This is a genomic window from Roseateles sp. L2-2 (assembly GCF_050613215.1).
Taxonomy (GTDB): domain Bacteria; phylum Pseudomonadota; class Gammaproteobacteria; order Burkholderiales; family Burkholderiaceae_C; genus Roseateles; species Roseateles noduli.
The window spans coordinates 494819-515547 of the sequence record NZ_CP192509.1; the positions used below are offsets into that span (position 1 = coordinate 494819).

Here is a 20729-nt window from a genome sequence, read left to right on the forward strand (position 1 = left end):
GCGAGCGGCTAGTGCTACTTTTGCTCGAGGTCGACTCTCTTGCGACCGGATTACGGCCGGCGCTGACGCGGTCCAAGACGGCCTCGATTCGAGAACTGGGTAAAGATGTGGATGCGCTTTGCCAAGCGATGCGTCTTGCAATCTCTCTTGAGCACGACGCAGCATCCATCTCGGATGCTGCGCGGAGCCTAGCCCGGGCCTGTGGAGACCTGAAGCTACGGTGCGAGAAAAGCCGATTGGACATGACCACGCGCGCTGCAACTCTGTTGCTGTCGACGCTGTCCCAACGCTTGCGTGACGCTACAGATGCTTGGGCAACGAACCTGCTGCAGACAACGAGCCAGGACGCGTAGGCGCGGGTGCGTTTGAGGACTTGGGACACCCGGGCGGGCGCGGGTCGCGCTACGGGCCTGGCGGCGCGTGCGCCATGGCAACCATGGCATCGAGGACCGCGATGCGGGCAAGCTCCTCATGCTCGTATTCGCCCTCTAGCCTTCGGCGAATCGGTCGGCCGACCGACGCCGGCGGGATGAGCACGAGGACGGCCCCATATTTGCCATTAGGCAGCAGCTCGACATCAATGTCGGCATCCCACTCATTCATGCGGGCGCTCCTTCGAGTATTCCCTCTCATCAAGGATAGGCCCCACGGCGCGATGACTAGAGCGTCGTCCTTACACCTGGTGCAGGAACTGTCGCCACCGGCGTATCTGGCGCTGCAACGATGCGAGTGACTCTCGCACCTTGGAACGCTCGCTCAACAGCCTCTGACGACACCTGCAGGGCTTCCTCGGCTGTCCGGGCTGCGGTGATGAACTGAAGTTCCACAGAGCAGATGGCGCCGGCGCCAACCAGCGACTCTGAACAACCAGCATCATCAAGCCGCTGCAGCAGCGATTCAAGGAGTGGGTCATGCTCGGCTAGCTCCATCTGGAGCGTGAACTCGAACTCGAGCTGTGCTGCGGCGCCCACTAGCAGGTCCTCCGGCGAACGCTCGAGCTGACTCATTGCCCCGTTACCAAGCTGACCTCACCAGCGGCCTGCTCATCATGCGTGGGCGGCAGCGGCAGGTGAACTTCCAGGTTCTGTTCGGCCCGCGAGTTCTCAAGCAGGAGTCGCTTCGAAGGGTCAGCCTTGATGCGGCTGCCGGCTTCCATGATGGCCCCGCGGTGCTCCGGCCTGCGATGCGACCAATCTGCAAGCAACGCCCCATGGCGCTCAGGATAGACCGCCCACCATTCAACGATGGTCGATGCGTCATTCAAGTCGAGAAGCATGCACGCCCCTTGAAGTTGGTCACCAACTATACTGTATGCGCATACAGTATTGCTCATGTTGGTTCAGGCACTTCGACTTCGGCGGCGGGGCGTCCGGCTCTCTGAAGCCGAACTGCGAGCGGCGGTACCGCTCACAGGCCTGCTTCGCATGCGAGACAGCGCCTACCAGGGACGGGACGGCCGTGGCAAGCAGGTGTGCCTTCTCATGCCGACGACGGGCGGTGTAGTTCCCATAGTCGAACTGTTCTCCGCGAGGGTTCTCCGGATTGAAGACCGCGGCATCCTCATCGGTGGCCACGAAGAGGTCTGGAACCGGAAGCAGCGGACCGCCTACGTGCAGGTCCTATGGCTCTGGCCGATGCCGCCAGAAGCGAGGGAGGCGCCGCCGCCCTCTTCCGTGAACAGTCCCGAGGTACGTCGGCTCATTGAAGCACTCGATGCCATGGCTTGACCAAACCGTAGCTCCGGCACGCCCTATGACGCACTCGGAACTACTGAGGCTTTGTGGCAATTTGCGACAAAGAAGCGGAAAACAACACCATGTTGGCGACAGTTGACGGCACTTGGTTGGGACGTTAGCTTTCGGATGAAGCCGTCCCGTAGGCTTCATACGCTCATGTTGGCGAAGCCGGATTCTCGGCAGCGGTTCATCTTCCATTTGCCAGCTCCAGGCTGGTGATGGATTGCTCTGTGAGCGCGACGAGCAGTTGAACCAGATGAGGTCAAGATGGCACTGACTCAGGGACGGGTGGAGCAGCTTCGGCGCAATGCAGGCCGCCTGAAGAAAGGCGCCACTGAGCGAAATTTCACGCACGGGGAGGCGCTGAATTTAGTTGCCCTCGCCGAGGGGTTCAACAGCTGGCGTGAGCTTGAAGCGTCAGCGTTGCCCGCCGCTGACGCGCTCAAGATTGAGCAAAGTACAGCCGGGTCGGACCAGGGCATGGATTCGAAGCCTAGCGAGTTCTGGCCGTGGGGGTTCGATGATGAGGCGTGGCGCCTAGGGTTCTCTGGCCTTGCCCAGGTGGTCGACGTCGTCATCAAGATGCACGGGCGTCCACCATCTACGAGCGAAGAAGTCAACGCACTCAAGCTGCTGACGATGGTGAACTATCACTGCAGCGACTTGGTCGACGATGCGCTCCTCGTTCATGCTTGCCCTCACGCAGTCGGGACCCAAGTCGCGGAACGCTCTGCTAGCGAGAAGTTGCACCGTGTTCCCACCACTAAGCTCGAAGACGGCGGGCTGACTGGGGCCGCGGACCAATGACCGGCGATAGCAAGCCTACGAGCTGGCGCCGTTCCAGTCCGACCTCCGCTCCCTGCGGGCTAGAAGTGACTCCAACTGCTCGCCTCCGCCATGCGCGGCCGCCGGCGAGTCGTGCGACTAGTAGGGATGAGCAATGAGGGCTCCTCTCTTGGGCACGGAGGGCTGGCATGCCTACACCTACCAGCGGCTGGAGGAACTCGGGCGTGCCTGGCACGACGCAGAGGAACCACCGGATGGGGTGGGTGTTCTGTCTGGTGGGGAGTATCGGGCGCTCGTGCTCGCCCGTGGGTATCACCGCCTATTGCAAGACCCGCTGGCCGACTTCCTCTATATCGACGACTGGTTGCAACGCTGGGTCCTGCATCACCGAGGCCTCCTGCATTTGGCGGGGAGAACGGTCGGCTAGTTGCTTGAATCGACCCCTCTTCTCTGATGCGAGAAACGGCTGAAGTACGTCGCTCGAGCGGCGAAATGGGGCCGTGACAGCGAGCTCTTTGAAGGTGCTAACTGGGCTCTGGGGCACCGCTGGTCGCTGCCGCCGCGTGCATGTGACGTTCCGCTCGAAGAATGATGTGCCTGAAGAATTGAAACACCTGGATGAACCGGACATGTGCTCCACGTCGCGGCGGGCGCAAGTCCTGTCGTCGCCGGCACGGGCTACGAGAATTGGCCCGGCGATGGCCCGAGGGGCTACAGGGGCGCGGCTCGGTAGCGTGGCCGCGGTCCTGAAGTTCGACTCGTCGGAAGCTCCCTTCGCCGTGTACTGCGAGCTCGCTGCCGCTCGGATTGGAGCCCTTCTGGGTGTGCCGGTGGCTCCGGGAGCCCTATGCGAACTCCCAGACAGCCTCGCATTCGCAAGCCTCCTCATAGGCCAACCTGGCGCCCGCTTTCCGCATGTAGAAGGTGGTCAAGCCCAAGCCGTCGTTGACCGCTATCCGGCGGAGTGCGCCGGGTTGCTAGTGTTCGATGTCTTGATTGGAAACTGGGACCGATATGGCAATGTGAAAGCTGGGCTACGTGCACATGTGCCTGGCTTCATTCTTGGTTTTGACCATGCGAACTCGTTGCTGATGGCGGGCGAGGAGCCGCTTCAAAGCGTGGGTTTGCTTGCGGCGGAGGGTAGCCCTATCCTTCATCGCCATCTGTTTGGCGCCTACCTTCTCGAGTCCACGCTGGAGCCCTGGATTGCAAAAGCGCAGGCATTGCGTGCAGACCTCGTTCGCTGTTGCGTCGTTGGGCATTCCGTGAATGGCGCGGAGCTGTGGATGCAAGGCGCAATCGCTTATGCGTTGAGCCATCGGCTCGGGCACCTGCGTGGGTTGTGTCGCGCCGTTTTACAAGGAAGCGGAGGTTCAAGATGAGCTCGCTGTCTTTGGCGTACGTGCCTCTCCGAGGCGAAGGTGTTGAGCCGGTGCTGGAAATCAATACCTCGAGTGACGCGCATATACGGGGTCTTGGAATCGAGGGTGGGCAACTGGTCGACCCTCGGCCATTCGTGGCGATGTTTCCTGAAGATGCAGACCAGGTGGGTGTCTTTGCGGAGTGGGTGACTCACCTAGCCGTACTTGTCGATGCCGGTGCAGGCATGACCGAGATTCGAGCGTGGCTGGAGGATGCCGACCCGCCAGTACTTCTACCGGCGGGCGACGGCAGGGCGAACTGCTTCGAAGGTCGACTCAGTGCATCGACGTCTCCGTCCTTCGGCCTTGAAGCCGCCGTGGAGGCGGTGCGCTTCCTCTTCGAGGCGGAAGGCGTTCGGCTTGCATCTGCTGAGTGTTGTGGCGGCACGATGAATGAGCTTAGCGACTTCCTCTTGTTGGACGCCGACGGCAGTATTTGTGCATGGGTGCAGCTCAAGGAAGGCGTGGGCGACATGACGCCGACCATCGGTCTGAAACTAATTGACCGACTCAGCCATCGCCACGCAGCGTTCGACTACAGCGCTCCAACGCTTCGCAAGCAGCTTCAAGACTGGCTGGCTGAGAGGGGCTGGTATCGGCCATCGCAGCGAACCAAGCCAACTTAGCTGAGCGGCGCTTGCGCTTGAGACGCCACTCAAGGTGAGCGGCAATCTTCCGACTGGGCAACCACACCAGATGGTGCAGAGCGGCCGGTCTATTGAGCCGCGTGAAGAAGCTCCCTCGACCCGCTTGATGCGCCTGTAGGCGAACGGCCGGGAACTCCGAAATGCCGATGTAGCTCCTGCCACTCTGACAGATGAGAAGGTAGAGGCAGCACGGCCTGCAAGGCCTAACGTCGCCCAGCATGGAACAGCGCCTCCTCGGTCTGCTCTGGTGCGAATGCTTGGTAGTACCGAATCGCCGTGGTCTTGGTGATGCCAAGCGTCTGCGACAGGATGGACGGCAAGCGAAGCCCCTCACGGTAGTAGCTCGCGAGGGAGGTCGTATAGAGCGACCGCGCGGATACCCCTTCGCGGATGGTGAACGGGCGCAAGGAACCAGGATGCAAGGGTTGGCCGCTCATCCTGCCAGGGAACAGGTAGTCCTCGTCAACTAGCGGTCGACCGCGACGCCGTTCCTCGATGCCGAGGTGTTGCAACACGAGCGCCGCGATTGGCCCCGGAAGTGCCACTGGAATCTTGCCAAATCGAGCTTCGACGGTTCCCTTGGGTCCAACAGAAAAGTGCTGGCGCCGAAGAGAGCACGCTGCCTTTGCTTGCCGGGCGAACACCAGCATCAGAATGCACAGCAGCCGTTCTCTGACGGTGTCTTCCGTGCCTTCCAACCATTTGACCAAGAGCTTGTTCGCCTCTTCCGGCGGGCGCAGGAGGTGGACAGGGAATGGCCTGTCGACGAACGGTCCGAGGAGCGGGTTGAAGAGCGTCTCTTCTTGATTCAAGTACCTGATGAACCGACGGAAAGAATCACGGTGCCCCGGGAACTCGACAATGAACGCATCAACGCTTCCTTGGTCGATTGCTTGAACCGAGACAACGGACTCTGGTAGACCTTCCAAAAATCTCCACGCTGCGCGCAAGAGTAGGGTGATGGTCCGAAGCTGAAGCACCGCGTCCTCGCCGTGCCAACCACGCCGCTCACCTGTCGCCTTGAATCGTCGGAGCGAGCCTTCGAAGCGGACCAACAAATCGAGCTTCCACTGAGTTCGGGTCTGGCGAAGGATTTGCGTCTGAGCCAACCGTTCTGCGGCGTCCACGAGTTCCGCCCGTGAATTGGCCCTGCACCGGCCTGTCTCAAGCAACCAAGACACGATGTGGAAGTGACGCTGAAGCTCGTCGGGGGAGAAGTAGTCGACAAGGTTCGCAGTCTTCAAGGCTTCGACGGAGTCGAGGCCATCAGCCAAGCGCTGAAAGAATGCTTGATTGCGAGCTAGATGGCGTTTGGTGATGCCGCTCAAAGAAACCGTCGTTAGCCAGTGATTGCCGAAATCCTCATATAGCTGCTTGAAGTCTCCCTGGGACATCGCCGCCGATTGCTCGCGAAGGCTTGTGAGCAGCCACTTGCGCTTGTAGCAGACTTCACATTGGGTGGAGAGGTGCCGCGGTGTCTGCTGCTTGCAAATCTCGCAGGTGATGTTGGGAGTGAGTTCGCACTGTCGGCAAATTGGACGGCCATCTTCGGTGCGTGTTGCGACGATGCGCGAATGTCTGCAGATGCTGCAAGTTGCGTACTTCCCTGGATTAGCGCACCGCCGGCACTTTGGTGCGTGGCCCCGTTTCTGTCCGGATATGAGATGGCGCGATGCTCGGCCGCAAACGGAACAGTGTGGGGGAGAGGCCGCCAGCGTCCGACAGCGCGCACAGGTGTGCGGTCCGTCAGCGGACCATGTCGACCTCGGCATCCGAGAGCCGCAGCTGGCGCACTTACAGGCAATCTCGGATGCGCTGCACTTGCCGCAGTAGGCGGGGGATTCTCCGCGGTAGCTGCGCGTAGTGGCCCCGCAAGTGGCGCAAGCTGCGCTGCAAAACTCTCGGGCGTAGCAGACGTCGCAGACCGCTCCTACGACGGTCCGGCGTGCAACCTTTCGGTCACGACCGCAGAGATAGCAGCGCGCGACTTTCATGGCTTCTTGGCGTTGTCGAGTGCGGGTCGTAGCGTTGCCACGTTGGGGCCGGTCACGTCTGGTGGAACCGCCGCTGGCGCTGTCGATTTGGCGGGTCTGCGCTGTTGCTGGTTGGCTGTCGGGGCGCTCGCACGAATGAGGTCCGATGCCTCGCAGTCAAGCTCAGTCATGAGAGCCGCAAGGACTTGCATGTTCAACCGCTCTGGCAGCTTCGCGACGATGCGGGCCAGCTGATGACTCGTGATGTCAATGCCATAGGGGACGATGCGGCGATGCAGTTCCGTGGAGCTCCGGATTCCGCGCTCGGACATCACTGTGTGAAGCCGCCAAACTAAATCGACGGATGCCTTTTCTGTCATGGTCGTTGTCAGTGGTCAAAAGTTTGAAGGAAGCCATTTGTTGGAAGACGTCGTCTTCTGGCTGCGGATTTCAGAGCTGATGGATGCCCCAGTGAGCTCGACTTCCGAGCACACGCGTGCGCGTAGGGGAAGCAACTGTCGAAGAGGGCATTTAGGGAGCTGCGGCGCATCGTCATCCTGAGTCAATCCTTGTTGGAGGTCCCTTCGGGCGTCACCTTGTCGCCGGCCTTGGTCTTAGGCCTGGGAACGGCCTTGGCCGCCTTATCCGCGCGCTCGAGGCGCGCCTTGATGAGCCGTGCGGCCTCTTGCTTGACGAACGAGTCGGGCAGATGGGTGTAGCCCTGGGTCGTCGCAGCGAAAGCGTGTCCAACCTTTTGCTGAGACGCATGGAGAGACTTTCCCTCCCGAGCGTCATCACTGACCGCCGTATGTCGCAGACTATGGGGAGTGAGGTCCGAGGGCAGGTTGGCCGCCTCCACCGCCCTTCTGAAACGAGCGTGAAAGCCTGCATAGCTGAACGGCCCTCCGTGTTCGGTCAGGAAGAGGTGTTGCTCGTCAGCATTTTTGGCCTTGGCTAAGAACGTGGGGCGGACGGTGTCGACGTACCACTTCAGGACAGCGGGTGTCGATGGGTCCTCGACAGGCGCGGTGCGCCACTTTTTTCCTTTTCCGAAGACCCGCCACATGCCGAACTGGCCGAATTCTGGGAAGTCGAAATTCGGCTCGAAGGACTTGAGTTCGAGGTGAACGACCTCATCGGCTCGCCAACCTTCGGAGAGCGTCGCTGCGAACATCGCCTTATCTCGTTGCAGGCAACGCAGTTGGACATGGGCCCGCTGTTTGTAGGCGATTTCGATATCGCGTTTTAGGCAGTCAAAGAACTGTTCGACTTCCTCATCGGAGAAGCTGCGACCTCCGCTCTCTCTGTCGCGCTCATCCTCGCGCTTGTGAATGATGCTGTTATCGGCGGTGACGATTTGCACCAGGTCATGCTGATAGACAGCTCGAACGGCGTTCCTTAGCTTCGGCGTGGTACTCAGGTACTCGAAGAACTTCTTAACGGTACTTTGGTACTTACGCTGGCTAGAGGCCTTCAACTTCGAATCGCGATACAGCGACTCGCTCCACCGCTCAAAATCGTCAGCCGCCATTTCGCCTGGGATGCGGTGCGCGAACTCCACGAGCGCCAGGATGACTGAGCGCCCCTCAGTAATCGTCGATTCGACATGGCCCAATGAGCGTCGTCGCGTCTCATAGGCTGACAGCATGCTTACGAGCAGGTCGCGTTGAACCGATGTGAGCCATGCCGGGAGGTCGTCCTCTGGCGGGACTGGCTTTGGAAGAGGACGTCCCATGCCTCAGCCCCGATGCCCTTTGACGCTGCCAGCCTCATTGACGTCGGCGGCGTCCTTCTGAAACTGCTTCGCCGGCCATCGCCTGAATCTCTCCACGTGCTTGACGTAGACCCCTACGCACGAACTTGGAGGTGATGCGCGGCATGGCGTGCGAGTGCGGGGGCGGCAGCGCATCAAAGCTCCTGGTCGGACGTTTGATGGCAAATTAGGTCATTAAACGCGCATATTCAATGTTTAATGCAAAAAATGAACGTTAAACGTCCACATCAATCTTGGATGCGGGGCTTCAAACGTCCCATCCGAACATCTGTTGTGTCTGAATTAGTGCCAAGTACTTGATTCGCAAGGACTTTCAGACACTCAAGCTTTCAAGCCAAAGTCAATCTAGAGTCAACAGAAGGCAATTCGTCGAGGAAAAGCACGCCGTGCTGGGCGAGTGTGATCTCGCCGGGCCGAGGCGGCGATCCTCCACCGATCATCGCGGCGGCCGAAGCACTGTGATGCGGGGCCCGGAAAGCGCGCTGCGCCCACAAGGATGGGCGGAACTGCCCGTTGGCGCTGAGCAGTGCGGCGGATTCCAGCGCTTCCGATTCCGACAATGGCGGCAGCAGCGTCGGCAGCCGCCGCGCGAGCATCGATTTGCCGGTGCCCGGCGGCCCCACCAACAGGATGCTCAAGCCGCCTGCCGCCGCGATCTCCAGCGCGCGTTTAGGTCCGGACTGTCCCTTGATGTCGCGCAGGTCGAGCGGCGTCTCGCCGCGCGGCGGCGGATCGCGCTGCACGCGTGGCAAAGGCGTCTCGCTGCCGGGCTGCAGCGCATTCACGAGGTCGAGCAGGTGCGCCGCCTCCCTCACGACGAGCCCCTGCACCAGCGCCGCCTCGTCGGCGCAGCCGCGCGGCAGGATCAGCGCCCGATCGAGCTTCGCGGCGCGCAACGCGAGCGCCATCGCCAAGGCCCCTTTGATCGGTCGCAGCTCACCCGAGAGGCCGAGCTCGCCCGCACATTCGATGTTCGCGAGCATCTCCGCATCGATCTGCCCGCTCGCCGCCAGCAGGCCGAGCGCGATCGGCAGGTCGAAGCGCGCGCCTTCCTTCGGCAGGTCGGCCGGCGACAGATTGACGGTGATCCGCTTGTTCGCCGGGAACTCCAACCCGCTGCTCTGCAGCGCGGCGCGCACGCGCTCGCGGGATTCCTTGACCTCCAGGTCCGCCAGCCCCACCAGCGTGAAGCTCGGCAACCCATTGGCCAGGTGCACTTCCACTTCGACCGCGGCAGCCGACAGACCGTCCAGCGCGCGGCTGTGGATGATGGAGAGGGACATCGCCATGGGGTTCGCCGTGTTTTCAACGGGGCGGAAGATCCTTGGTCACGGTGGCAATGGCGTCCTTGGTCGCCTTCAGCAGTTCCGCGCCGGGAAGACCAAAGCTGTCAGAGATCGGGTCCTTGGCCGGGAGCGCCGTCTTGTCCGTATCGACGGTGAGGCTGAAGGTCGCCCGGATCAGTCCGATGGCGAGCACGACGTCGGCGACTAGCAGCGCGGTCACCACGGCTACCGCGCCGTGCGGCCAAGTGGCGCTGTCGGGCGGCGCAACGGGCGAGTCGTCTCCGACCGGGGTCGCGCCGACAGGCATCGCTCGCACCGGATCGTCGATCGATGCGGTCAGGCGTGCCACCTCGAAGAACGCCTGTGTCGAGGCATGCAGACCCAGCGTGATGACGATCAAGACCAAGGCTGACAAGCCGAGGGCGATGCTTCGGAAGAAGATTCGCGCGCGCGCGTCCACTGAGCCCAAGCGAAACGACTCGGCGCGGCGGTCGGCGTCAGAGGCATTCAGCGGAGGTGACGCTGCTGGCTCCGTTGGGGTAGCGCACGCTTGGGGATGAGTCATGGGGTTCTCCGTCGGCAAAGGCGGGAGGAGGCGTTCAATGGCCGGCCAGCAGCAACTGATAACGCAGCGCGACCAAGCTCTCCGGCACGTCGAACCACTCCACGATCTGTCGTGAGTTCCTGGCCCAGCCGCTCGCCATGCAGAAGCGGAGATGCTCGGACGGCACCAGCAGGGTCGCGGCGAAGAGGCTCGCATCCTTGTCGTGCGGGCTGGGTGGGTCGTCGCCGAAGTTTCGCCAGGCCTTGAGAGAAGGATCGCGGTGACGCAGAACGATGTGGCCCAGTCCGCGTGCCACGGCGACACGCTGACGCAGGGGCGGCTCCTGGCGGTCGATCGCGAGACGAAGTTCTCCGCCCGGTCCGTGGTAGATCGGCGAAGACTCGTCGCCGGTCAGCTCTTGGAGCGAGACCCCCATGCTCCGCGCGATCCGCCCTGGCTGTACCGGAAGGGCGTCGTTCCAATAGCGCCCGACGAGCCAGTTCGCTGCGGCCGTCGGCGCCATGTGGGAGAGATCTACCGGCCAAGCAGCCGTCACCTGATTTCCTTGCATCTGCATCGCTTGCGCACCCATCCGGTTCACGAGCTCCGCAGTGTCCGCAGCGAACGATTTCACGGCTAGCACCCTGTTGGGGCGTTTCGAGGGTTAACCAATCCCCCATCCGCGCATGCATTTGGTGCGCTTTGACGCTTGACGGGGCGGGATCGGCAACCGTTCGTGGCTGCGTGAGCCGGAATGGGGCCCTTTCGGGGGAGACGCGTGCGATCGCGAGAACTTGGCACAAAAGCTGCAAAGCCTCCTCCGGAAAGCAGTCGCCCAGAGTCGCCCCAAACAATCAGGAGTCCCCGCGCATGAAGTCCATCGCCGTCGTCCGCGCCGCAGCCGTCGCCGCCATTGCCGCCGTCGCCCTCCCGGCGCTGGCCCAGGAGGCCAGCCCGCTGTCCTTCAACGTCAGCGTCACCTCCGACTACCGCTACCGCGGCATCTCGCAGACGCGCCTCAAGCCCGCCCTGCAAGGCGGCGTCGACTACGCCCACTCCAGCGGCTTCTACATCGGCGCCTGGGCCTCCACCATCCAGTGGATCAAGGACGGCGGCGGCGATTCGGACGTCGAGATCGACACCTACGCCGGCTACAAGACCGAGGTCGGCGGCGGCGTCACCGTCGACGTGGGCTTCCTGCGCTACAACTACCCCAGCAACAAGCTGGCCACCAGCGCCAACACCAACGAGCTGTACGGCGCCGTCTCCTTCGGCCCCGCCACGCTGAAGTACTCGCACGCCATCAGCAACCTGTTCGGCTTCGCCGACTCCAAGCAGAGCGGCTACCTCGACCTCACCGCCACCTTCGATGTCGGCGGCGGCTTTTCGCTGACCCCGCACGTGGGCCACCAGAAGGTCAAGAACAACAGCGGCGCGAGCTACACCGATTACTCGGTCACGGTGAACAAGGACTGGTCCGGCTTCACCTTCGGTGCGGGCTTCGTGGCCACGAACGCCGAAGGCTACATCGGCGCCAAGGGCAAGGACCTCGGCAAGAACGGCGTGGTCGTGTCCGTCAAGAAGGTCTTCTGAGGAGCTACGAATGAAACTGATCACTGCCGTCATCAAGCCCTTCAAGCTGGATGAAGTGCGCGAGGCGCTCAGCGCCATCGGCGTCCAGGGGCTGACCGTCACCGAGGTCAAGGGCTTCGGCCGCCAGAAGGGCCACACCGAGCTGTACCGCGGCGCGGAGTACGTCGTCGACTTCCTGCCCAAGGTGAAGATCGAGGCCGCGGTCTCCGACACCGTGGTCGAGCAGGTCATCGAGGCGATCGAGAACGCCGCCCGCACCGGCAAGATCGGGGACGGCAAGATCTTCGTCTCCCCGCTGGACCAGGTGATCCGCATCCGCACCGGCGAGACCGGACAGGACGCGCTCTGAGCACGCCGATTGACGCTGTCTTCCAAGACCCAACGAAAAGAGTCCCCAACATGAAGAAACTACTCGCCTGCCTGGCCTTGGCCGCGGCAGCCTTCACCAGCCTGGCCCCCGCGGCCATGGCGCAGGATGCGGCCTCCGCGCCCGCCGCCGTCGCCAGCGAGACCACCGCCCAGGCGCCCGCGCCGTCGGCCCCGGTCGCCGATGCCGCGGCGCCCGCCGCCTCGGCCCCCGCCGATGCCGCCTCGGCCGCCGCCGCCGCGCCCCCCGTGATCAACAAGGGCGACACCACCTGGATGATGGTCTCCACCCTGCTGGTGATCATGATGACGGTGCCGGGTCTTGCCCTGTTCTATGGCGGCCTGGTCCGCAGCAAGAACATGCTGTCGGTGCTGATGCAGGTGATGGTGACCTTCTCGCTGATCGTCGTGCTGTGGGCCCTGTACGGCTACAGCCTGGCCTTCACCGAAGGCAACAAGTTCATCGGCGGCTTCGACCGGCTGTTCATGAAGGGCATCTGGGACAACGTCGCCGGGACCTTCGCGCCGGGTGCGACCTTCAGCAAGGGCGTCTACATCCCCGAGATCGTGTTCGCGGCCTTCCAGGCGACCTTCGCCGGCATCACCTGCTGCCTGATCGTCGGCGCCTTCGCCGAACGCATCAAGTTCAGCGCCGTGCTGCTGTTTATGGTGATCTGGTTCACCTTCAGCTACACGCCGATGGCCCACATGGTCTGGTTCTGGATGGGTCCGGACGCCTACTCGTCGGCCGCCGTGGTCGATGAGATGAACAGCAAGGCCGGCCTGATCTGGCAGTGGGGCGCGCTGGACTTCGCCGGCGGCACCGTGGTGCACATCAACGCCGCGGTCGCGGGCATCGTCGGTGCCTTCATGGTCGGCAAGCGCATCGGCTACGGCAAGGAAGCGTTCACGCCGCACAGCCTGACCCTGACCATGGTCGGCGCCTCGCTGCTGTGGGTGGGCTGGTTCGGTTTCAACGCCGGCTCCGCACTGGAAGCCAACGGCTTCGCCGCGCTGGCCTTCATCAACACGCTGTTCGCCACCGCCGCCGCGGTGCTGGCCTGGTGCGTCGGTGAGGCGCTGCTCAAGGGCAAGGCCTCGATGCTGGGTGCGGCCTCGGGCGCCGTGGCCGGTCTGGTCGCGATCACCCCGGCCGCCGGCAACGTCGGCATCGGCGGCGGTCTGGTGATCGGTCTGGTCGCCGGCTTCGCCTGCCTGTGGGGGGTGTCGGGTCTCAAGAAGCTGCTGGGTGCGGACGACTCGCTGGACGTCTTCGGCGTCCACGGCGTGGGCGGCATCGTCGGCGCGCTGCTGACCGGCGTGTTCAACAGCCCGAGCCTGGGCGGACCGTCGGCCGTCGGCGACTGGGTCACCGCCGCGACCATCGCGCCGGACGCCTACTCGATCGGCACGCAGGTCTTCACGCAGCTCAAGGCCGTCGTGCTGACCATCGTGTGGTCGGGCGTGGTCTCGGTGATCGCGTTCAAGGTGGTCGACCTGGTGATCGGTCTGCGCGTCTCCGAAGAGGAAGAGCGCGAGGGCCTGGACATCTCGTCGCACGGCGAAACCGCGTATCACAAGTGATCGCCAAGTAAGAGCTTCAATCTCCTGCAATGCTCAAGCCGCCCTTCGGGGCGGCTTTTTTTCGTGCGCGCCTCCCCATAATCCGCCGCCATGAACCTCCGCTTTGTCGAAGCCTTCCACTGGGCCGCCTCGCTGCGCAGCGTCACGCGCGCGGCGGAGAAGCTGCACATCACGCAGTCCGCGCTGTCGAGCCGGATCGCGACGCTGGAGGAGGAACTGGGCGTCGTGCTGCTGGACCGGCGCGACAAGCAGTTCCGCCTGACCGTCGCCGGCCAGCGCTTCCAGACGCTGGCGCAGCGGCTGCTCGACGTCCAGCGGCAGGTGAAGGAGGAGATGGGCGGCACCGGCGGCGCGGGCCGACCGGCGGTGCTGCGCATCGGCGCGATCGAGTCGGTGGTGCACAGCTGGCTCACCGGCTGGCTGCAGGAGATGCGCGCGGCGAATCCGGACTTCGAGCTCGAACTGACGGTGGAGACCTCGCCGGTGCTCGTCGACCAGGTGCGGCGGGGCGCGCAGGACCTGGTCTTCGCGGCGATTCCGGCGGCGGACGCCGGCGGCGTGCGCACCCGGGCGATGGCCTCGATGCCCATGGGTTTCGTCGGTCGCTCGGACCTGCACACGAAGCGGCGATACGGGCTGTCGGACCTGGCGGGTCACGACCTGCTGACCTTCCAGCGTGGCTCGCAGCCGCACCAGGCGCTGCTGCAGATGTTCCAGGAATCGGGCCTGCCGCTGCCGCGCGTGCATGCGATCTCGTCGATCTCGGCGATGGTGCAGCTGGTGGAAGGCGGCTTCGGCATCGCCACGCTGCCGGTGGCGGTGGCGGAGCAACTCGCGAAGCGGACCTCGCTGCGCGTGCTGCGCAGCGACACCGACCTGGTGCCGCTGCCGATCCACGCGAGCTACCGCGAGGACCCGAGCTCGCAGCTGACGGAGTCGGTGCTGGACTCCGCGCTGGACCACGTCGCGCGGCAGGCCGCGGGGAAGGCCGCGGGGAAGGCCGCGGGGAAGGCTGCGGGAAGGGCGACAAGCCGGACTTCCGGGAAAGCCCGCATGGCATCGGCGGCGCCGAGGCGCTAAGCGGAAGTGCTGCTGTCGTCATCGAGAAAATCGATGACGGAAGGCGGAAAATTTCCGTTGGATCGCGGGGCCGGGCGACTTCCACAATCCGCCCCATCGTCAGACAGCCACCGCGATCCCGCCATGAGCCCCTCGACAGATCCCCTCGATCCCGACGCGTCGTCCAGCGCGCTGGACGTCCGACTCGCCGCACGGCGCGGCGGCTTCACCGGCCACACCAGCGGCCTGGCCGGCGAGTTCGTCCAGGCGAATCTCGCGATCCTGCCGGCGGCGCTCGCGGCGGACTTCCGGCGCTACTGCGCGCTGAACCCGCAGGCCTGCCCGCTGCTCGGCGTGACCGAGCCGGGGGAGGCGACGCTAGCGGCGCTCGGGGCCGACCTCGACCTGCGCACCGACGTGCCGCGGTACCGGGTCTGGCGGGACGGGGCACTCGTCGACGAGCCCACCGACGTGACGCGCTGGTGGCGCGACGACCTGGTCGCTTTCGTCATCGGCTGCTCGTTCTCGTTCGAGCATGCGCTGCTGGCCGAGGGCATTCCACTGCGCCACGTCGAGCAGGGGCGCAACGTCGCGATGTACCGCACCAGCATCGCGACCAGGCCGGCCGGCGTCTTCCGCGGGCCGACCGTGGTGTCGATGCGGCCGCTGACCGCCGCCGATGCGATCCGCGCAGTACAGATCACCTCCCAGCTGCCGCAGGTGCATGGGGCGCCGCTGCATCTGGGCGATCCCTCCCGCATCGGCATCAGCGACATCGCCAGGCCCGACTACGGCGATGCGGTCGACATCCGCGACGGCGAACTGCCGGTCTTCTGGGCCTGCGGCGTCACGCCCCAATCGGCGATCGCGACGGCGCGCCCGCCGTTCTGCATCACGCATGCGCCCGGTCACATGCTCGTGACCGATCTGCTCAACCGCGATCTGATCGCGGCCTGATCGACGCCTGGAAACAAAGGAACGACACCATGTGGCTCAGAGACACCACGGCCCCCGAGCGGCGCACGCTGGTCGCAACCTTCGCCGGCTACGGCGTCGACGGTTTCGACTACATGATCTACACCTTCCTGATCCCCACGCTGATCGCGGCCTGGGGGATGAGCAAGGGCGAGGCGGGCGCGATCGCCACCGGCGCGCTGCTGACGTCGGCCATCGGCGGCTGGGCGGCGGGCGTGCTCGCGGACCGCTTCGGCCGCGTCCGCGTGCTGCAGTGGACGGTGCTGTGGTTCGCGCTCTTCACCTTCCTCAGCGGGTTCACGACCTCGTTCGGGCAGCTCTTCTTCACCCGCGCGATGCAGGGCTTCGGCATGGGCGGCGAGTGGGCGGTGGGCTCGGTGCTGATCGCCGAGACGATCAAGGCGAAGCACCGCGGCAAGGCCGCCGGGCTGGTGCAGAGCAGTTGGGCCATCGGCTGGGCCGCGTCGGCGGTGGCGTTCTGGGGGCTGTACTCGGTGCTGCCGCCGGAGACCGCGTGGAAGGTGCTGTTCTGGATCGGCATCCTGCCGGCGGCGCTCATCCTCTACATCCGCCGCAATCTCGACGAGCCGCCGGTCTACCTGGCCGAGCAGGCGCGCGCCAAGGCCCGCGGCGAGCGCGCCAACTTCCTGCGCATCTTCTCGCCGGCGCTGCTGCGCAACACGGTGCTCGCCAGCCTGCTGGCCACCGGCATGCAAGGCGCGTACTACTCGGTGACCACCTGGCTGCCCACCTTCCTCAAGACCGAGCGACACCTCTCGGTGCTGGGCACCAGCGGCTACCTGCTGGTGCTGATCGCGGGCTCGTTCGCCGGCTACCTGACGAGCGCGTGGCTGAGCGATGCGATCGGCCGGCGGCGCTGCTTCATGCTGTTCGCGCTGATGGGCGGCGTGCTCGTGCTGGCCTACACGCAGATGCCGATCACCGACGCGATGATGCTGGTGCTGGGGTTCCCGCTCGGCTTCTTCCTGTCGGGCATCTTCTCGGGCATGGGCGCCTTCCTGTCGGAATTGTTTCCCAGCGACGTACGCGGCTCCGGCCAGGGCTTTTGCTACAACATCGGACGGGCGCTCGGCGCCGCGTGCCCGGCGCTGATCGGCCACTTCAGCACGCAATATCCGCTGGGGCAGACGCTGGGATGGATGGCGGCGCTCTGCTACGGCCTGGTGATCGTCGCGGCGCTGGCCTTGCCTGAAACCCGGGGACGCGAACTCGCGCCCGCAGCCGCCTGAATGAACGCTTTGGACCTCATGATGCAAGTCACTCCTTCTCCCGATCGCTGGCAGTTCTGGATCGATCGCGGCGGCACCTTCACCGACCTGGTCGGACGCGCGCCGGACGGCACGCTGAAGACGCTCAAGCTGCTGTCGGAGAACCCCGAGCACTACCGCGACGCCGCAGTCGAAGGCATCCGCCGCCTGCTCGGCCTGAAGGCCGGCGAGCCGATCACGGCGGACCGGGTCGACTGCGTCAAGATGGGCACGACGGTGGCGACCAACGCGCTGCTGGAGCGCCGCGGCGACCGCACGCTGCTGGTGACGACGCGCGGCTTCCGCGACGCGCTGCGCATCGCGACCCAGGCGCGGCCCAAGCTGTTCGAACGCCACATCCAGCTGCCCGAACTGCTGTACGAGCGCGTCGTCGAAGCCGACGAGCGCGTCGACGCGCAGGGCGGCGAGATCACGGCGCTGGACGAGGCCGCGTTGCGGGTCGAGCTGCAGGCCGCGTTCGACGCCGGTCTGCGCGCCTGCGCCATCGTGTTCCTGCACGGCTGGCGCGCGCCCGACCACGAGCGCCACGCCAAGCGCCTGGCGCAGGAGGTCGGCTTCACGCAGGTCTCCGTCTCCCACGAGGTCAGCCCGCTGATGAAGCTGATCCCGCGCGGGGACACGACCGTCGTCGACGCCTACCTGAGTCCCATCCTGCGCCGCTACGTCGATCAGGTCGCGGCCGAGATGCCCGGCGTGCGGCTGTTCTTCATGCAGAGTTCCGGCGGTCTCACCGAGGCGCGCCGCTTCCAGGGCAAGGACGCGATCCTCAGCGGCCCCGCCGGCGGCATCGTCGGCATGGTGCGCACGGGCGAGGCGGCCGGCCACGACCGGCTGATCGGCTTCGACATGGGTGGCACCTCGACCGACGTCAGCCACTTCGCCGGCGAGTTCGAACGCGCCTTCGATACCGAGGTCGCCGGCGTGCGCATGCGCGCGCCGATGATGAGCATCCACACGGTGGCGGCGGGCGGCGGTTCGGTGATCGCGTTCGACGGCGCGCGGCTGCGCGTGGGGCCGGCCTCCGCCGGCGCGAACCCCGGCCCCGCGAGCTACCGCCGCGGCGGTCCGCTCGCGACGACGGACGCCAACGTGATGCTGGGGCGCATCCAGCCCGCGCATTTCCCGAAGGTCTTCGGGCCGGGTGCGGACGAGGCGCTGGACGGCGATGTCGTGAAGTCGCGCTTCGGCGAACTCGCGGTGCAGATGTCCGCCGCCGGCAAGCCGATGACGGCCGAGGACGCCGCCGCCGGCGCGCTGCAGATCGCCGTCGGCGCGATGGCGAACGCGATCAAGCGGATCTCGGTCGCGCGCGGCTACGACGTGACCGGCTACACGCTGCAATGCTTCGGCGGCGCGGGCGGCCAGGCGGCCTGCCTGGTCGCGGACGCGCTCGGCATGACGCGCATCCTGGCGCATCCGTTCGCGGGCGTCCTCAGCGCCTACGGCATGGGGCTGGCGGACCAGACCGCCATGCGGGAAGCCTCGATCGAACGCGCGCTCGACGCCGACGGGCTCACCGCCGCGCGCGCGACCGCGGCTTCGCTGGCCGCTCAGGCAGGGGGCGAGCTCGAATCGCAGGGCGTTCCCGCCGATGCGCTGCGCACCATCGCGCGGGCGCAGATCCGCTATCAGGGCACCGACACGGCGCTCACGTGTCCGCTGCCGCTCGACGGTCCGGCGGACGAGGCGATCGCCGCCATCCGCGAGGCCTTCGAGCAGGCCTACAGCCGCCGCTTCGCCTTCCTCATGCCGGACCGCGCGCTGGTGATCGAGGCGGTGTCCGTCGAGGCGCTCGCCGCCGGCGCGTCGCTGGAGGCGCCGGTCGACGGCGCGACCCCGGACGCCGGTGCGCATCACCCCGAGCCGCTGGAACGCGTGCGCATGTACTGCCTGGCCGACGACCAGCCCGCCGGCTGGCGTGACGCCGAACTGCACCACCGCGAGTCGCTGCGCCCGGGCGCCCGCATCGACGGTCCGGCCATCGTCGCCGAGCGCAACGCGACGACGGTGGTCGACGCCGGCTGGCGCGCCGAGCTGCAACCGTCCGGCGACCTGCTGCTGACGCGCATCCGCGAGCGCACGCGCGCCCATGCGCTCGGCACCGAGGCCGACCCGGTCGTGCTGGAGGTCTTCAACAACCTCTTCATGAACATCGCCGAGCAGATGGGCCTGCGGCTCCAGAACACGGCCCATTCGGTCAACATCAAGGAGCGGCTGGACTTCAGCTGCGCGCTGTTCGACGCGCAGGGCCAACTGATCGCCAACGCGCCGCACATGCCGGTGCACCTGGGGTCGATGAGCGAGTCGATCCGGTCCGTCATCGCGCGCAATCCGTCGATGAAGCGCGGCGACGTCTTCGTGCTCAACGATCCGTACCACGGCGGCACGCACCTGCCCGACATCACCGTCGTGACGCCGGTGTTCCTGGACGAGGGCGACGCCGCGCCGGGCTTCTTCGTCGCCAGCCGCGGCCACCATGCCGACATCGGCGGCATCACGCCGGGCTCGATGCCGCCGTTCTCCAGGGACATCGTCGAGGAGGGCGTGCTGATCGACAACTTCCAGCTGGTCGAGCAGGGCCGGCTGCGCGAAGCGGAATTGCAGGCGCTGCTGTGCTCGGGTCCGCATCCGAGCCGCAATCCGGCGCAGAACCTGGCCGACCTGCGGGCGCAGGTGGCCGCCAACGAGAAGGGCGTGCAGGAACTCCAGGCGATGGTGGCGCAGTTCGGACGCGCCACCGTCGAGGCCTACATGCAGCACGTCCAGGACAACGCCGAGGCCTCGGTGCGGCGCGTGATCTCGGTGCTGAAGGACGGCGCCTTCACGCTCCCGCTGGACAACGGGGCCCGCATCCAGGTCGCGGTGACCGTGGACGCGGCGGCGCGTCGGGCCACGGTCGACTTCACCGGCACCAGCGCGCAGCAGCCCAACAACTTCAACGCGCCCAAGTCCATCACGATGGCGGCGGTGCTCTACGTGTTCCGCACGCTGGTCGACGACGCCATCCCGCTGAACGCCGGCTGCCTGAAGCCGATCGAGGTCATCGTGCCCGAGGGCTGCATGCTCAATCCGCACTTCCCGGCGGCCGTGGTCGCGGGCAACGTGGAGACGTCGCAGTGCGTGACCAACGCGCTGTACGGCGCGCTCGGCGTGATGGCGGCCGGCCAGTGCACGATGAACAACTTCACCTTCGGCGACGCGACGCACCAGTACTACGAGACGATCTCCGGCGGCTCCGGCGCCGGGCCGGGCTTCGACGGCACCTCGGTCGTGCAGACGCACATGACGAACTCGCGGCTGACCGACCCCGAGGTGCTGGAGTTCCGCTTCCCGGTGCGGCTGGACAGCTATGCCATTCGTCAGGGGTCCGCGGGGGCCGGGCGCTGGCGGGGCGGGGAGGGCGGCGAGCGCCGCATCCGTTTCCTGACGCCGATGACGGCCTCCATCCTGAGCAACGGCCGGGCCTCGGGCGCCTTCGGCATGGCCGGCGGGCAGCCGGGGGCGGTCGGGGAGAACCTCGTCGAGCGCGCCGACGGCCGGACCGAGGTCCTGGGCCACATCGGCCAGGTGGCGATGGCGCCGGGGGACGTTTTCGTCATCCGCACGCCCGGCGGGGGAGGGTACGGCGCTTTTTGAGGCCCCCCTTGAGAAGGCGTGAGTAACCCCAATGTGGGCGTGCCTAGAATCGGAACACCG

18 protein-coding genes and 1 pseudogene are annotated in these 20729 nt (G+C 65.5%); 10 read left to right on the plus strand and 9 right to left on the minus strand.

The genetic code is table 11. From position 1 onward, the window contains the following. Window positions 1–402: 402 nt before the first annotated feature. Both ACQZ13_RS02275 and ACQZ13_RS02280 read right to left on the minus strand, forming a co-directional pair. Window positions 403–603: a hypothetical protein gene (locus ACQZ13_RS02275; protein ID WP_431049676.1), complete on the minus strand. Its 201-nt coding sequence runs from the start codon at window positions 601–603 to the stop codon at window positions 403–405. A 400-nt stretch (window positions 604–1003) separates the two neighbouring features. Beyond that, window positions 1004–1276 (minus strand): hypothetical protein, encoded by a 273-nt coding sequence (locus tag ACQZ13_RS02280; protein WP_431049677.1) that lies wholly within the window; start codon window positions 1274–1276, stop codon window positions 1004–1006. A gap of 727 nt (window positions 1277–2003) precedes the next feature. Between ACQZ13_RS02280 and ACQZ13_RS02285 the strand changes: the two genes are divergently transcribed. The 3 genes from ACQZ13_RS02285 (at window position 2004) to ACQZ13_RS02295 (ending at window position 4569) form a co-directional block, all read left to right on the plus strand. Next, window positions 2004–2543, plus strand: coding sequence for a hypothetical protein (locus ACQZ13_RS02285; RefSeq protein WP_431049678.1), 540 nt, complete (start codon window positions 2004–2006; stop codon window positions 2541–2543). Window positions 2544–3256: 713 nt separating this feature from the next. Next, the gene (locus tag ACQZ13_RS02290; protein WP_431049679.1) at window positions 3257–3904 is read left to right on the plus strand and encodes a hypothetical protein; all 648 of its coding nucleotides are present in this window, start codon (window positions 3257–3259) and stop codon (window positions 3902–3904) included. Further along, the gene (locus ACQZ13_RS02295) at window positions 3901–4569 is read left to right on the plus strand and encodes a hypothetical protein (protein WP_431053448.1); all 669 of its coding nucleotides are present in this window, start codon (window positions 3901–3903) and stop codon (window positions 4567–4569) included. The genes ACQZ13_RS02290 and ACQZ13_RS02295 overlap by 4 nt, the downstream gene beginning before the upstream one ends. Here the strand turns inward: ACQZ13_RS02295 and ACQZ13_RS02300 are convergent. From ACQZ13_RS02300 to ACQZ13_RS02330, 7 genes and pseudogenes are all read right to left on the minus strand, one after another. Beyond that, a complete protein-coding gene (locus ACQZ13_RS02300; protein WP_431049680.1) occupies window positions 4454–4810 on the minus strand; it encodes a GIY-YIG nuclease family protein in 357 nt (118 codons plus the stop codon). The two genes, ACQZ13_RS02295 and ACQZ13_RS02300, sit on opposite strands and share 116 nt — an antisense overlap. After that, a complete protein-coding gene (locus tag ACQZ13_RS02305) occupies window positions 4794–5984 on the minus strand; it encodes a hypothetical protein (RefSeq protein WP_431049681.1) in 1191 nt (396 codons plus the stop codon). The genes ACQZ13_RS02300 and ACQZ13_RS02305 overlap by 17 nt, the downstream gene beginning before the upstream one ends. 596 nt (window positions 5985–6580) lie before the next feature. Beyond that, window positions 6581–6943 carry a helix-turn-helix domain-containing protein gene (locus ACQZ13_RS02310; RefSeq protein ID WP_431049682.1) on the minus strand — a complete coding sequence of 121 codons (363 nt, stop codon included), beginning with the start codon at window positions 6941–6943 and terminating at the stop codon, window positions 6581–6583. A 182-nt stretch (window positions 6944–7125) separates the two neighbouring features. After that, on the minus strand, window positions 7126–8211 hold the full coding sequence (locus tag ACQZ13_RS02315; RefSeq protein WP_431049683.1) for a tyrosine-type recombinase/integrase: 1086 nt from the start codon (window positions 8209–8211) through the stop codon (window positions 7126–7128). A 485-nt stretch (window positions 8212–8696) separates the two neighbouring features. Next, a pseudogene (locus ACQZ13_RS02320) lies at window positions 8697–9620 on the minus strand (YifB family Mg chelatase-like AAA ATPase); the annotation flags it as partial. Between the two features lie 22 nt (window positions 9621–9642). Beyond that, window positions 9643–10188, minus strand: coding sequence for a hypothetical protein (locus ACQZ13_RS02325; protein WP_431049684.1), 546 nt, complete (start codon window positions 10186–10188; stop codon window positions 9643–9645). A 34-nt stretch (window positions 10189–10222) separates the two neighbouring features. Beyond that, window positions 10223–10801, minus strand: a complete 579-nt coding sequence (locus ACQZ13_RS02330; protein WP_431049685.1) for an ImmA/IrrE family metallo-endopeptidase — start codon at window positions 10799–10801, stop codon at window positions 10223–10225. A 236-nt stretch (window positions 10802–11037) separates the two neighbouring features. On the opposite strand from ACQZ13_RS02330, the gene ACQZ13_RS02335 reads away from it, so the two are divergent. From ACQZ13_RS02335 to ACQZ13_RS02365, 7 genes are all read left to right on the plus strand, one after another. Continuing rightward, window positions 11038–11760: a TorF family putative porin gene (locus ACQZ13_RS02335; protein ID WP_431049686.1), complete on the plus strand. Its 723-nt coding sequence runs from the start codon at window positions 11038–11040 to the stop codon at window positions 11758–11760. Window positions 11761–11770: 10 nt separating this feature from the next. Then, a complete protein-coding gene (gene glnK, locus ACQZ13_RS02340) occupies window positions 11771–12109 on the plus strand; it encodes a P-II family nitrogen regulator (protein ID WP_067279313.1) in 339 nt (112 codons plus the stop codon). A gap of 50 nt (window positions 12110–12159) precedes the next feature. Further along, entirely contained in the window at window positions 12160–13710 is a 1551-nt protein-coding gene (gene amt / locus ACQZ13_RS02345) for an ammonium transporter (RefSeq protein ID WP_431049687.1), read from the plus strand. A gap of 90 nt (window positions 13711–13800) precedes the next feature. Further along, the gene (locus tag ACQZ13_RS02350; protein WP_431049688.1) at window positions 13801–14790 is read left to right on the plus strand and encodes a LysR family transcriptional regulator; all 990 of its coding nucleotides are present in this window, start codon (window positions 13801–13803) and stop codon (window positions 14788–14790) included. A 123-nt stretch (window positions 14791–14913) separates the two neighbouring features. After that, window positions 14914–15726 (plus strand): putative hydro-lyase, encoded by an 813-nt coding sequence (locus ACQZ13_RS02355; protein ID WP_431049689.1) that lies wholly within the window; start codon window positions 14914–14916, stop codon window positions 15724–15726. Between the two features lie 29 nt (window positions 15727–15755). Next, window positions 15756–16994, plus strand: a complete 1239-nt coding sequence (locus tag ACQZ13_RS02360; protein ID WP_431049690.1) for an MFS transporter — start codon at window positions 15756–15758, stop codon at window positions 16992–16994. A 21-nt stretch (window positions 16995–17015) separates the two neighbouring features. Next, on the plus strand, window positions 17016–20669 hold the full coding sequence (locus tag ACQZ13_RS02365) for a hydantoinase B/oxoprolinase family protein (RefSeq protein ID WP_431049692.1): 3654 nt from the start codon (window positions 17016–17018) through the stop codon (window positions 20667–20669). The last annotated feature ends 60 nt before the right edge of the window (window positions 20670–20729 follow it).